General features: G+C 34.1%; 13 protein-coding genes, 1 tRNA gene and 1 riboswitch. Of the genes, 3 read left to right on the forward strand and 11 right to left on the reverse strand.

Annotated elements, in window-relative coordinates:
* Window positions 1-33 precede the first annotated feature (33 nt).
* Together BM253_RS01465 and brnQ are read right to left on the reverse strand one after the other, a co-directional pair.
* Window positions 34-984, reverse strand: a complete 951-nt coding sequence (locus BM253_RS01465) for a hypothetical protein (protein WP_245758423.1) — start codon at window positions 982-984, stop codon at window positions 34-36.
* A gap of 10 nt (window positions 985-994) precedes the next feature.
* On the reverse strand, window positions 995-2,290 hold the full coding sequence (gene brnQ / locus BM253_RS01470; RefSeq protein ID WP_091517890.1) for a branched-chain amino acid transport system II carrier protein: 1,296 nt from the start codon (window positions 2,288-2,290) through the stop codon (window positions 995-997).
* A 422-nt stretch (window positions 2,291-2,712) separates the two neighbouring features.
* Between brnQ and aspS the strand changes: the two genes are divergently transcribed.
* A complete protein-coding gene (gene aspS / locus BM253_RS01475) occupies window positions 2,713-4,467 on the forward strand; it encodes an aspartate--tRNA ligase (protein ID WP_091517893.1) in 1,755 nt (584 codons plus the stop codon).
* 396 nt (window positions 4,468-4,863) lie between these two features.
* The gene (locus BM253_RS01485) at window positions 4,864-5,358 is read left to right on the forward strand and encodes a hypothetical protein (protein WP_143095561.1); all 495 of its coding nucleotides are present in this window, start codon (window positions 4,864-4,866) and stop codon (window positions 5,356-5,358) included.
* Window positions 5,359-5,384: 26 nt separating this feature from the next.
* On the opposite strand, the gene BM253_RS01490 is transcribed toward BM253_RS01485, so the two are convergent.
* The 6 genes from BM253_RS01490 to pth all read right to left on the reverse strand — a co-directional run bounded on the left by BM253_RS01490 (window position 5,385) and on the right by pth (window position 10,111).
* A tRNA-Ser gene (locus BM253_RS01490) sits at window positions 5,385-5,471 on the reverse strand.
* A 45-nt stretch (window positions 5,472-5,516) separates the two neighbouring features.
* Window positions 5,517-7,010 carry a carboxypeptidase-like regulatory domain-containing protein gene (locus BM253_RS01495; RefSeq protein ID WP_091517902.1) on the reverse strand — a complete coding sequence of 498 codons (1,494 nt, stop codon included), beginning with the start codon at window positions 7,008-7,010 and terminating at the stop codon, window positions 5,517-5,519.
* A gap of 86 nt (window positions 7,011-7,096) precedes the next feature.
* On the reverse strand, window positions 7,097-8,212 hold the full coding sequence (locus BM253_RS01500; RefSeq protein WP_091517904.1) for a T9SS type A sorting domain-containing protein: 1,116 nt from the start codon (window positions 8,210-8,212) through the stop codon (window positions 7,097-7,099).
* A 97-nt stretch (window positions 8,213-8,309) separates the two neighbouring features.
* A riboswitch (cobalamin riboswitch) is annotated at window positions 8,310-8,508 on the reverse strand.
* A 6-nt stretch (window positions 8,509-8,514) separates the two neighbouring features.
* Window positions 8,515-8,964: an energy transducer TonB gene (locus BM253_RS01505; protein ID WP_091517908.1), complete on the reverse strand. Its 450-nt coding sequence runs from the start codon at window positions 8,962-8,964 to the stop codon at window positions 8,515-8,517.
* 51 nt (window positions 8,965-9,015) lie between these two features.
* Window positions 9,016-9,531, reverse strand: coding sequence for a hypothetical protein (locus BM253_RS01510; protein WP_143095562.1), 516 nt, complete (start codon window positions 9,529-9,531; stop codon window positions 9,016-9,018).
* Window positions 9,532-9,544: 13 nt separating this feature from the next.
* Complete coding sequence (gene pth / locus BM253_RS01515; RefSeq protein WP_091518090.1) at window positions 9,545-10,111, reverse strand: aminoacyl-tRNA hydrolase; 567 nt, start codon at window positions 10,109-10,111, stop codon at window positions 9,545-9,547.
* Window positions 10,112-10,216: 105 nt separating this feature from the next.
* Between pth and cls the strand changes: the two genes are divergently transcribed.
* Window positions 10,217-11,683 (forward strand): cardiolipin synthase, encoded by a 1,467-nt coding sequence (gene cls / locus BM253_RS01520; RefSeq protein ID WP_091517916.1) that lies wholly within the window; start codon window positions 10,217-10,219, stop codon window positions 11,681-11,683.
* On the opposite strand, the gene BM253_RS01525 is transcribed toward cls, so the two are convergent.
* The 3 genes from BM253_RS01525 to BM253_RS01535 all read right to left on the reverse strand — a co-directional run bounded on the left by BM253_RS01525 (window position 11,678) and on the right by BM253_RS01535 (window position 14,337).
* Window positions 11,678-12,238, reverse strand: a complete 561-nt coding sequence (locus BM253_RS01525; protein WP_091517919.1) for a hypothetical protein — start codon at window positions 12,236-12,238, stop codon at window positions 11,678-11,680. The genes cls and BM253_RS01525 overlap by 6 nt on opposite strands.
* Complete coding sequence (locus BM253_RS01530) at window positions 12,216-12,788, reverse strand: hypothetical protein (protein WP_091517923.1); 573 nt, start codon at window positions 12,786-12,788, stop codon at window positions 12,216-12,218. The genes BM253_RS01525 and BM253_RS01530 overlap by 23 nt, the downstream gene beginning before the upstream one ends.
* A 148-nt stretch (window positions 12,789-12,936) precedes the next feature.
* Window positions 12,937-14,337, reverse strand: a complete 1,401-nt coding sequence (locus BM253_RS01535; RefSeq protein ID WP_091517927.1) for an efflux transporter outer membrane subunit — start codon at window positions 14,335-14,337, stop codon at window positions 12,937-12,939.
* Window position 14,338 lies beyond the last annotated feature (1 nt).

The following is a 14,338-nucleotide window of genomic DNA, read 5'->3' on the forward strand; positions in this document are numbered from 1 at the left end:
CATAAAAACCAACCAGTAAAAGGTTGGTTTTTTTTATGATTCAATATTAATTTTGATTGATTTTAGTAATCGCTTTTCAAAGTCGGAAATAATTTTTTCAGCCCAAAAATTGGCATAAAAATTCATTTTAGAATTCAATAAATAATCGCACGATAAAATAACTTTTGTTTTATTGGTATCAACTTCAATCAACTTATAGCTTATTTTTCCAAACTTGAAATAATCACTCTTAACCAAATGAATATCTGTGGGTTGATTTCTTAAGTGCGATTTATCTAAATGTATCTGAAAACTTACAAATTCATTTTCTATTGATTGGTCAATACTTTCATATAATTTAAAATTGTCTGTGAAATATCCTATCCTATATGAATTTTCGCCATCGTTATACATTTTTGAGTTGATTGGTTGTGGGATACCAATGATTTGAAAGAAACCATTGCCGTATTGTTTCTCGTTTATGGTTTGAACTTCAAGTAAATTAGGAAAAATATCTGCTCTGTTTTTGTTGATAATGATAGAATGTTCTACCTTAAATTCTTCTGATTTATTCGGAATTAAGTTTTCAGCAGGATTTAATATCAATGGTAATAAAAAGATCGAATATATCCTTTTGTTATTTATTTTATCCTTCATGTAAGCTCCCAATAAAATACCAACTACTCCAGCTGCAATAAAAAAAGGAATTCCTATAATCAATAAGCAAAAAAAATCTTCAAGACCTGTAACCAAGGTGGTAATTAAGAATAAACAGATTGTTATGATTGGATACAAAACTAATTTAAGTGGTGATAAATAAAGTTTACTTGACGAAAACATAATAGGAAACAATCCTATTAAAGTAGGAATAATCCAAATAAAAGTTATACTGTAAACATTATAATATCCGTCTAAATATTCTACATCAGAAATCAGTCTGAATACGAGTCCGTAAATTATTCCCAATATAAACCCAAGGTATTGAGAAACTGTTTTTATCATCATTGCATAAAATCTACTTTCTATTCAAATTTCTACCTAATGCAAAACACGTAATTACAAATGTTAATATGGCTGGCAGCACCCATTCTAAATTAAATCGTGCTAAAGGTAACATATTTAAAAGCTGGTCAAAAAAATCTTCTTTAGGAAACCAGTTCGCTAACAATCTAATCAACGATATAACCATGGTTACCATTAGCGTTATAAAATAAGGTTTTGGGTTTTGAATGGTTCTACCGAACAATAAAACCGAAAGTATAAGCACCAAAGTTACCGGATAAATAAAGTTTAGCAAGGCAGCAGCGTATTCAATAATACCATCAACTCCGGTAATTGCTAAAAGAGTAGATATCAATGTGATTGATATTACGCCTTCGATATATCCTAATTTTCCTTTAGTTAATCTCTCAAAAAAGTTTGCTGAACCTGCCGTTAATGCAATTGCTGTTGTGATACACGCCAAAATCATTAAGATCGATATTAAATAAACTCCGTTTGATCCAAAATACTGTGTGGCAAGATAGATCAACAAAGAAGATCTTGTTGTGTTTGCAGTATCAACAGTAGCGTGTGCACCCAAATAGAACAAACCTCCGTAAACCAATAACATACAGATTGCTGCCAATATTGCCGATTTCACAACAACTTCAATCTTATCTTTTACATGCGTATAACTTTTACGATTAGCACCTGCAATCAATAAAACTGCAAAAATTAATCCTGCCAAAACATCCATTGTTTGATACCCTTCCTGAAAACCGACATAAAAACGGTCTTCAATAATTGTCGGATCAATGTTTACAGTAGATCCCATGAACAAGCCCGGAACTATTAATAAGGCAAGGAAGAAAAGTAAAATCGGAGCAAATATTTTTCCTAAAATTCCGGTAATTCTATTTAAAGAAAACGAAGCGCCCATTACAGCTCCAAAAAACAATACACATACCCAAACCGGCTGTGCATCTGGAATGATAGGTTTAATGGCAACTTCGTAAACAGATGCGCCCGAACGTGGCAACGCAATTAACGGACCAATACATAAAACGTTTATTAATGATAAAATATAAGCCAACTTAACATTTGCACGCGAACCTAAATCGGTAAAATAATTACCCGACACGGCTACTGCAAAAATTGCCAAAACCGGAGCCAAAATTGCGGTTAGTGAAAAACCTGCAAATGTTGCCGTCCAATCTGTGCGGGTTTGCAAGCCTAAATAAGCAGGTAACAGTAGATTTCCTGCACCAAAAAACATAGCAAATAATGCCATTCCTAAAAAAAGAATGGTTTTACGTTTTCTTATATCCATGAATTTTCAAATTAATTTTCAGTTTTTATCAAACATAAACATTTTTTTTAACAAAACCTTAAGTATTATATCATAAAACATAATTTTTAATAGAAATAAAACGTTTTGTTATTTTAATCAATCAAAGATTGTTCATCAATATGTAGTAAATTATAGAATTACCACAGATGCACAGATGAAACTTATTGATGCATGCATTTAAAATCCATAAAATTTAAGTCTTTTATTTATAAAAAGATATCTATGTACCTGTGGCAAAAAAAACAAACCATTTAATATCAACACATTACACATTAATCAATGCGTCATTGGTTTTAACATTATAATTAAATTATTACACATTTAATACACTTTGTATGAATTTTGTGTAACAAACCACACACAAAAACAGTACATTTGCACAAACTATTTTTTTTAGAAAAATGTACAGAAGTCACAATTGCGGCGAACTGCGTTTAGCCGATGTAAATAAAGAAATTACGCTTGCGGGATGGGTTCAAAAATCTCGTGATAAAGGTTTTATGATTTGGGTTGATTTACGCGACCGTTACGGAATTACCCAATTAATTTTTGATGAATCGCGTACCGAAGCAAGCGTTATGCAACTTGCAAAATCGTTGGGCCGTGAGTTTGTTATTCAGGTTAAAGGAACTGTAATTGAGCGTGAATCTAAAAACGGAAATATTCCTACGGGTGAAATTGAAGTTTTGGTTAAGGAATTAACGATTTTAAACCAATCTCAACTGCCTCCATTCACTATTGAAGATGAAACCGATGGTGGCGAAGACATCCGTATGAAATACCGTTATTTGGATATCCGTCGTAATCCGGTTAAAAACAGCTTGTTGTTCCGCCACAAAGTAACACAAGAGGTTCGTAATTATTTATCGAATTTAGATTTCTGCGAGGTTGAAACACCTTATTTAATAAAATCTACACCGGAAGGTGCACGCGATTTTGTGGTGCCTTCACGTATGAATCCTGGTCAGTTTTACGCTTTGCCACAATCGCCACAAACATTTAAACAATTGTTGATGGTGGGCGGAATGGATAAATATTTCCAAATTGTGAAATGTTTCCGTGATGAAGATTTACGTGCCGACCGTCAGCCTGAATTTACGCAAATCGATTGCGAGATGTCGTTCATTGAGCAAGAAGATATTTTAAATGTTTTTGAAGGATTAACACGCCATTTACTAAAGAAAATCCACAACATAAAAATAGAGAAATTCCCACGTATGACGTTTGATGAAGCGATGAAAACGTACGGAAACGACAAACCGGATATTCGTTTTGGAATGAAGTTTGGCGAATTAAACGCTGTGGCTCAACACAAAGAATTTTCGGTATTCAACTCGGCAGAATTAGTTGTTGGAATTGCCGTTCCGGGAGCTGCAACATATACTCGTAAAGAAATTGATGCGTTGATTGACTGGGTAAAGCGTCCGCAGGTTGGTGCATCAGGCATGGTGTACGTAAAATGCGAAGCGAACAATCAATACAAATCATCGGTGGATAAATTTTACGATCAGGAAGATTTAGCGAAATGGGCAGCAGCAACTGGAGCAAAAGAAGGCGATTTAATTTTGGTTTTATCGGGCCCTGCAAACAAAACGCGTGCACAATTATCGGCATTGCGTATGGAATTAGGAAACCGTATGGGCTTGCGTAAACCAAACGAGTTTGCGCCTTTATGGGTTGTTGATTTTCCGTTGTTGGAATGGGATGAAGAATCGGAACGTTTCCATGCAATGCACCACCCGTTTACATCGCCAAAACCAGAAGATATGCACTTGTTAGATACCGATCCAGGTAAAGTTCGTGCAAACGCTTACGATTTGGTATTGAATGGTAACGAAATTGGAGGTGGATCTATCCGTATTCACGACAAAGACATGCAGGCTTTAATGTTTAAACATTTAGGCTTTACAACAGAACAAGCACAAGAACAGTTTGGCTTTTTAATGAACGCTTTCCAGTTTGGCGCGCCACCACACGGCGGTTTGGCTTTTGGATTAGATCGTTTAACAGCGATTTTAGGCGGACAAGAAACCATTCGCGATTTTATAGCGTTCCCTAAAAACAATTCGGGCAGAGATGTAATGATTGATGCTCCTGCAACGATTGATAACGCTCAGTTAAATGAATTATCTATTATGCTGAATGTAAAGGCATAGTTTTTATTATATAAAAATAAAATCCCAGCCGAACGGTTGGGATTTTTGTTTTGTTCTAATTTTCAAATAAAATTTTTGAGGCAGTCTAGTCAAAAATGGATTAAAGTATTTACTTACAATAACATTTAGAAATCATTATCTTCACACTTTAAAAGTAGATTTAGATTTCTCTTGTTTATGAATAACATTCAGTTAAAACTTTACGTAGATGATGCAATGAAAACGCTTACTGCATTATCTATTGATTTTATTACAATAATTCGTCATATTGAAGCTAATCAAAAAGACAAAGATTTCATTATATCGAATTCTAACACGATACATTCTTCTTATCAAGAATCAAAATTTATAGATAAAATTTTAGTTGAGTATTAAGTACAAATATTTTAAGCGTTATTGATTCAAAACAATTTGATAATAACCCCAAAAAAAGAAAGAGAAATTTCAGATTATGATGTCTTAAAATTAGCGACGCGAATAAATGGTAAAGAGAAAGTTCTAAATGCTAAACAATTCAGTATTACTAAAATTAGAGAAATTCATCAAAAAATAGAATATAGGAAACTAGTTGAAATTAAAACAATCCGTGACCAACATTATTCACATGTTGAAAGAAGAAAGGATGACACTGATATGCTTGTTAAAGATATTGTGGACATAACTAGTTTATTTTTGAAAATGTTTGATGAAATATATAAAGCAATTAAAGCAAAGTCAATTTATGATCTCCCTATAAACATACAATTATTTGACCTTAAATTAAAAGCTTTTAAATATGATATGATGATGAAATATTTAAACGAGTCCAAAAATCCAGAATTAAATATCTTAAAATCTATGGATCAATATTATACCTTTGAAGATTCTTATAAAAATTTATTCAGCAAATAACCGCATCAATAACGGACTTTTTCTTGCAGAGAGAAAGGGATTCGAACCCTCGATGCAGTTACCCGCATACAAACTTTCCAGGCTTGCTCCTTCAACCACTCGGACATCTCTCTGTTTTGGTTTGTAAATTTATAGTAAATTGATTCTAAAAAAAAGTTTTAAGGCTTATGAAAACCTCGTTTTAATATTTTTGCAACTACATTTTTATAGAAAATATCATTAAACTGATTGCCATACTTTTTAGCAAATGCCTGTTCTTTTGTTAGGAAATCATTTTCACGTTCTTTAATAGCATCGTGTAGTTCATTTCTCTTTTTGAACATTGTTATGGCTTGTTCTGCTGTTTCAAATTTAGTTCTACTAAGGTTTTCTTTAATCCAACTTTCAAAATTATCATTTGCAAACGCTTCATTTTCTTCTTTCAATAAAGTGGTAAATTGTCTTTTAACCACACTATATTCCATGTATTCGTTAGATCCGTAAAAAGCTGCAGCAGCAGTTTCAAACGCAACATATTCTTTATCATCTAAAATATTCTCAGCTTTTTTTGGTACTATAACTTTTCTCTCCGTAATAAAATCAATAGGTAACATATCGGCAGTTTTCAAGTCGGCAAAAAATCCACTAAAATACACATCATTCGGGTTTACTAAATGTCCGCCTTTTTGAATTAGCACACAGTTTTGTTGAAAATATAATTGAGATTGCTCTTTGGTTTCTTTGTTAAACACTACAAACGGCACTTCTATTTCGGCAGTATCTTTTTGCAATTTAGAATTTAAATTACCGCCTTTTATAACCACACCTGACAAATCGGGTCTTTTACGAGTTGGTTTTTTAATGATACAAAGTTTATAACCATCGTTTTCTGGTTCTACTTTAAAATATTCTTCAACAGGAACTCCCAAACCATTAACTGCGAGCAAATAATCAGAATTTTCGAGATTAGCTGTAGTTAAATCGCTAAAAAAAGCAGCGCTTGAATTGTTATAGGTTTCATTTCTATTAGCGACTATCTTCTTGTTAGATTTTTCGTTTTCACTGAATAAAGAATATCCAAAATAATTGCTGTTCATGTAATTTTTAGGATCTAACGTTTGATAATTGAACTGAACCTGAAAGGATTCTAAGTGAAATTTTATGGTATATCCCAGATTTTCATTATTTATAACGATTGGCTTATCGGAATGAGCAGAAAGCTGATTGGTTTTGGTATCGAAATAAAAATATAAATCGTTTTCGTTTACAATCTTTGTTCGTTTGGCGTTTTTGGTGTTTCCTATGAAAAAATGTTTAAAAGCTTTGAGCATTTGCTTACGAGTAAAGACATTTTTATCGATCACTAACTCTTGTAAAACAGTTTCTTCAGGCTTTAGTCGGATTTTTAAATCAGTAGTTGAACCCGGATCTGATACAAGAAAATATTCGTACGCAAAAGCACTTACAACTAACTGATTTTTATTATTTGCCGGAATATTTATCTGAAAATTTCCTTTGGCATCTGTTTCGGTTGCTATAGTAGTATTATCTAAAAAAACCGATGCTGCTTCAACAGGTTTGCCAGTATCTGCACTTACAACAACTCCTTTAATTGTTTGTGCGTTAGTAAATACGCTTAAAAAACAACATATCAATACGTAAAAATGCTTCATAAATAAAAACTTAACTTCTTTAAAAACAAAAAACTACCTTAGAATATCTAAGATAGCTTTTTTAGAAAAATTAACTCGATTTATTTTTATTTTTTTACAAATTTTAAAGTAGCCGACCCTTTTGCTGTTTCAACTTTTAAAACATACACACCTGTTTTTAGGTTTGATACATTAATTGTTTGTGTATTAGCTTGTAACACTCTTTGACCTGCAATGTTGTATGCGGTTACATTTATAATGCTTTCGGCAGTTTGAATGTTTAATATATCTGATGTTGGGTTTGGATATATGTTTGCTTCGATAGTATTATATTTATTGGTTGATAATGAAGCAGTGATATCTTGCGGAGTAAATGGTCTTCTTGCACCAATGCTTAAACCTAACCAATCGTCATTATCTAAAGTAACTAAAGATAGATCGCTTTCTGTTTTCCAGCTAGAAAGATCGGTTCCACTGTATGCTTTCCATAAATTAGTTCCTGCTGTTTCGGTACGATTTCCGATAGTTACAGACGATAAAACATTTGCATTCATTACAAAATCAAATCCGCCATTTAACTCTGTTTTTATCAAATCTAAAGCATCTTCTGCCGTAATTGATCCGTTATATTGAATTCCGAAAACATAAGAATCTGCTAAATTATTTGTATCAGTTCCAAAATCAATAACCACTAAACTTTGGTTTGATCCTGTTCCCAACCATGTAATAATGTCTGATTTTTTATACCATTGAGAGCTGTATGCAGGAATTGGTTCAACTGGAGCTTGTGATGTAGGGTTGCTAAAACCATAAGAGACACCATACCAATGACCGTCTGTTAAGGCTGCAGAAACACCTCCGTTCATTGCGAATGTTTGTGCCGAAGTACCTGACCAAGTGCTCCACCAATCACTTCCGCCTATACTTGTGTGATCATTGAATGTGATATGATTTAAGAAGGGTCCACCTGTTGTTGGATTAATAGTAAAATTAGGTTCAGCTGCTGCAATTGCAACTAACATACTAGCAAATGTTTGTCCAGTTCCTGGAGTATAATGGTATCCCCAAGCATACGATCGGTCATCGGTTCCGTCTTTAAAATCCACAACCAAATAAGCGGTTTCAGTTCCTGTTCCAACATGGAATTTAACATCTGCGGCATTAAATTGCGCAAAAATAATCTGCGTAAAAAACAGTAAGAATAACAAAGTAATTCTTTTCATAATATAAAAAATTTAAAGTTTTTTTCCCGAAACTTTATAGGAATATTTATGAAAAGATTTTTCGAATGAAGAACTCCTTTACCACTTTTATTCCCGAAAGTTAAAAATGATTTAGGCAGGTCTCCTGGCTTGCATCTTATTGTAGGTCTTCCCAGAAAAAAAATCCAGTGACGTTTTTAATTTACAATAAGTTTGGTAGCATACAGTTGCGGGTACAGCTCAAGATTCGATTATATCTTACTTGATTCCCTTTTAAAGAACATGACGAATGTTCTACCAAAATCGGCACGAAGATACAAAATTTATTCTAAAGCTAAACGAATAGGTACACGGTAGCGCACACGTTCTGGCTTACCGTTAATTAAAACAGGATTTACACGTAATTTTTTAACTACGCGAACAGCTTCTGCATCGCAAACTTTACACAAACCCTTTTCTATCACTACGTCACTAACAGATCCGTCTTTCTCTACTATAAACTGAATATAAATAGTTCCGGTGATTTCTAGTTCGAGTGCTTCGTCAGGAAAATTGTAGTTCTCGCCTAAAAACTGGGTTACCGATTTGCCTGATAGTGTTTTAATGCTTGTCGCATCTGCGTAAAATGACGGATCATCTGTATGAACTAATGTGTCGTTTACTGAATTTCCTGCAGGAGCTTCCACAACGCCTTTTTCTAAGGGAGTAGGAATATTTTGGGAAAATCCTGCCCAGGAAAATCCCATTATAAAAAGTGTAACAATTTTTTTCATAAAATAAATATACAAAAAAAAGATGTCTTTTTACCGACATCTTTTTAAAAATTATTCTACAACAAACTCCACATTTTCTATGAGTGAAGTTTTTGGTGCCTTGAACGACAATTTTATTTTTGTTTGTTTGTCTGAATGATCTACCTTCAGCGTTCCTTGTGTTATTTTGTAGTAACCTGCTTCGCCTTTACAATAACAATGTTTTCCGTAAACCAGTTTTACATCTTGCAAAGCGGCATCTTTATACTCTTTTTTAAATGCTTTTGCAGGAATTTCCAAGAACAATTCTTCTTTGTAAAAATCATCGGCATAATTTCCTTCCGCCTTGTTTCTGTCGAAGCTGTATTGTACCAAAACCGTTTCAGGGTTATAGATTGTTTGCGGATACAATTGTTCAAAACCATTTAAGTTTAAAGCCTTTTCAGACTCGCGGGTAGCTGTTACTTTTCCGTTTTCTGGTGCAACAGAAACCATTGTTACCTTTTTGCCTAACCAATTGGTAGATTCAACACCTTTTGTGGTTGAACAGCTTATTGCTACCGCCGAGAAAGCTAATAGCGCAATCATTTTTTTCATATTCTTATTTACCGTTATAATTATTCATTGCATTGTTTAAACCCGCCAAAGCAAATTCTTTTACCGCTTTAGAAACCATGTCTAAACGTTCTTTTAAAGCCGTTGTTTCTTCATCAGTCCAATCGCCCAAAACATAATCAACCTGTTGTCCTTTTTTAAACTCATCTGATATTCCGAAACGCAAACGCGGATATTCTGAACTGTTCAAAATCAGCTGGATATTCTTCAAACCATTATGTCCGCCGTCTGATCCTTTTGGTTTAATTCTTATCGATCCGAAAGGTAAATTTAAATCATCTGTAATAATTAAAATATTTTCTTTGGTAATTTTTTCTTTATCCATCCAATATTGTACTGCCTTACCCGATAAATTCATGTAAGTATTTGGTTTTAAAAGAAGTAATACCTTGTTTTTTATTTTTATTTGGGTTAACGATCCCAATTTTACTGTTTCAAAAGTTGCACCGGCTTCATTCGCCATAAAATCAACCGCTTTAAAGCCAATATTGTGGCGCGTGTTTACATATTCGGCTCCAATGTTTCCCAATCCAACAATTAAATATTTAGTCATAATGTCTGTGTTTGCTTGCGCGTGCGGTTTTGAAAACCACTTTGTTAAAAAATTCATTGCAAATGTATTAACTAATGGGTAATTTAGAACAAAACAACGCAAATTATGGATCACATACAAATAATTTGGGAATTTATAAAAGAATGGTATTGGATTCCTTTAACGCTGATAAATACCACCGCTTTTATTACCATTTTAGTTGAAAACGGCAAGCCCGAAAAAACCATTGCCTGGTTAATGGTTATTGTGTTCCTGCCTTTTTTCGGAGTTGGTTTGTATTATTTTTTCGGACAGAAATTTCAAAAAGAAAAATATTTTAAAAAGTTAGACAACCGCTACAAAGTTAAATTAGAAGAACGTTGGAACGATTTAAAACCTTTTATAAGCAACGAAATTAAGCTTACCGAAACGTATGACGATCATTTAAATGATGTATTTGAATATCTGGCACACACACAAACGTCAATTCCAACATCGAACAACAGCGTGGAGCTTTTAATTAATGGAGAAGAAAAATTTGCTGTGTTGCTGGAAGATCTAAAAAATGCAAAACACCACATTCATATTGAATATTACATTTTTGATGAAGACGAAATTGGTTCGCAGCTTTTAAAAATTTTGGTTGATAAAGCAAAAGAAGGAATTGAAGTCCGTTTGATTATTGATGATTTTGGATCATCGCCTTTTGCAAAACGCAAAGCATATTATGAAAATTTAGGCATTCAGTTTGAAATTTTTCTACCCGTGCGTTTTTCATCATTAGCCAATAGCAATTACCGAAATCACAGAAAAATTATTGTTATTGATGGATTGATCGGTTATGTTGGCGGAATCAATGTATCAGACAAATACATCAATCCAAACAAATTCAAACTTTATTGGCGCGATACGGCTATTCGAATTTATGGCGATGCTACTAAAATGTTGCAAGCACAATTTTGGCTGCATTGGCAAAGTATTTCGGGAAAATCGTTTACATTGAATTACAACTATCTGCCGGAAATGCAAACGGTTTTTGAAAAGAAATTACCAATGACGTTTGCTTTTTCATCGCCTGGAAACACGCCGCCGTACATTATGGAATCGATGATTTTAAGCATTTCGGCAGCACAGAAAAGCATTCAGTTGTGTACGCCTTATTTTATTCCGACAGATTCTTTTAAAACAGCTTTGTTAATCGCTGTTTCAAAAGGTGTCGATGTTTCGCTGATGCTTCCGTCAAGAGGAGATTCTTCGGTTGTTCAGGCAGCATCGTTATCATTCTTGAAACCTTTTATGGAGCGCGGGATGAAGGTTTATTTGTACGAAAAAGGATTTATGCACGCAAAAACCATCTGCATTGACGGATTATTGAGCTACATTGGAACCACCAATTTAGATTCGAGAAGTTTCTTGATAAACTTTGAACTTTCTGCAATTGTGTTAGATAAAACCATTGCCCAACAATTAACCGATCAGTTTGAAAAAGATACTCTGGTAAGCAAATTTTTCACCGCAGACTTATGGAAAAACGAAAAATGGTATTACAAAGCCTTTGCATCAATCTGCAGATTGTTGGCGCCTTTGTTATAATAGTTTTTCAATCCGCATTCCTGCAATCTGTTGCATACCGGTTGGTTTAGTTACGTGATCGTATTTCGGACTTTTATTGATATCGATATTCGAGGTAGGAAGAATTTTAACCCAAAGAGAAATTTCATCGTTTTTCTGAAGTTGTACTTCGGTTGGCGCAATTAAAAGTCCGGCAGCAACATCAAAATTTCCAAAACTGAAGCGGAATTCGGTTTTACCCAAAATTTCTTCGGTTGGTGATTGCGGGTTTTTTATTAGATACAATTCCATGTGAATACTATCTTTAGACGAACTCCCTATAACCCCAGGATTAATGTTTGCAAACGCAGAAACTTCAAAAGTTCCCGATGATGAAATCGTAATTTTATCGTTTAAAAACTGGGTGATTTTATTGTAAACTACATCAACCGGCTGAAACTTTAACTGTTGCATAACCGATGGTGTATTTTCCAGATGAATGCTTCGGATGCTTCGAATATAAAACGATTTTTCCTGAGCAAATGTGCTAAATCCAACCAAAAAAATTAAAACCTTAATAATATCTTTGAAACCCATCTTGATCGCTGATTAATTTTATATTCATAGAAAAGGCCGTACAGTTTTTGTTTCGGCGGTTACAACCAATTTCGCAACTCAACAGCACATTCCCCAACAAACCGGCACTAATTGCGGGTGCTATAACGGCATCTTTTGGCAGATAGACGATGGTTGGATACACTTCAATCTGCGAAAACTGATCCTGATTATCCTGATCGAACGATTTCCGCGTGGCTGCTACATATTCTTCTACTCCATCGAAAATTTGAACAATGCCAAAATTCACACCACCTCTGTTAAATTTTATAACGCTTGTACTTGGGTTAAAATGAAACGATGCGGTTATTTCGTAATAGCCGTTTTCGGGAATTGTCAATTTTTGAGTGGTTTCATCGATCACGAATAAAGTATTTGATACAATATCCTGTTTATCCATTTTCAAGTAATGAAACGTTTTATCGGTTCCCGGACGCAAGTTAAAAAACTGCTGTTTATTGGTTTTGTAACTGAACGATTCTTGCGAAAAACCTATCAACGGAAAAAGCATCAAAAACAAAAAAAATCTCATGCTGTTTTCTTTCAAAGATACAAAAAATTAAAAACTCGTTTATTTCCGGGAAAACGTCACAGGTTTTTAAAACCTGTGAGGTTTTATAATTAAAAAACTAATGCAGCTAAAAATTAGCTGCATTAATCACTTATATAAATAGAAAAAATTACTCTACACCGCCACCCATAGCTTTGTACAACTGTATGTTGGCATTCCACAAATTATACTGCGTGGTAATAATGTTCAACTGTGCGTTTAATTCGCTTTCTGTTGCCGTTAAAACCTCAAGATAATTTGCCATACCGTTGTTTAACAACTCTTGCGAATAGTTAACCGCCGTTGTGTAAGCTTCGGCTTCTTGCTGCTTTAATACCAATTTCTTTTTGTTGATATCGATTGCATACAAAGCATCAGAAATTTCTTTGCTTGCATTTAAAACACTTTGCTTGTAATTTAAGAATGCTTTTTCTTGATTTGACAAACTGATTTCATATTGCGTACGAATTTGTCTGCCGTTTAAAATTGGCTGAGCAATTCCGGCTACGATACTTGCAAAAAACGAAGTAGGATCGAACAATTTTTCAAATTCAACCGATTGTAATCCGCCGCTTGCCGTTAATTTTAATGTAGGATAAAAACTTGCTTTGGCTACATTCGTCAATTCAAAAGCGTTTCTAAAACCTAATTCGGCAGCCTGGATATCGGGTCTGTTATTTAATGTTTCAATCGATACACCTTCTTCTGTATCAACATTCAACTGTAAATCGGCAAAAGTTGATCGCTCAATTTCTTTAGGAAACATTCCTTCTAAAATACTTAACGAATTTTCTTGAATTTTGATGTTATTTTCAATATCCAACAACAAAGCCTGCGCGCTTAAAACCTGTGCTTCGGTTTGCTTAACGGCAACTTCGGTAACACGTCCGGCATCTTTCAATGCTTTATTTGTTTCTAAACTTTTACTGCGGTTTTCAATTGTTTTTAATGCCACTTGCTTTTGGGCATCTAACGCCAATAAATTATAGTAGTTTGATGCTACCATTGAAATCAGTTCTGTTTTTACCGCCTGATGAGCCGCAACGGTTTGCAAATAAGTAGCTTCGGCAGCTAGTTTTTTACTGGTGATTTTTCCCCAGATATCGGCTTCCCAACCTAAACTTCCGGTGATATCAAACTGATCTAATCGCTGACGCTGACCTAAAATTCGACCAAATTGTGTATTGATCGAGTTTACCGAATGGGTATAGTTTGTACCGATTGTAAATGTTGGCAAATGCCCCATTCTGCCTTGTGATAGATACGATTGCGCCTGATTGATGTTTTCTAACGCCACACGAATATCCAGGTTATTATCTAACGCGGTTTGAATGTGTTGTTGCAAAGCGGCATCGGTAAAAACCTGTTGCCAAGGCAATACACTTTGTACGGTACTGTCTTTAACAACCTCGTTTGTATTAAACGATGCATGTTCCCAAGCATTTGGTTTTTGATAATCTTTTGTAGCAATACATGATTGTAACGAAACAGCTGTAATTGCCACAAAGGCTGTTTTATATAAAGTTTTCATA

This window comes from Paenimyroides ummariense, assembly GCF_900115115.1.
Taxonomy (GTDB): Bacteria; Bacteroidota; Bacteroidia; order Flavobacteriales; family Flavobacteriaceae; genus Flavobacterium; species Flavobacterium ummariense.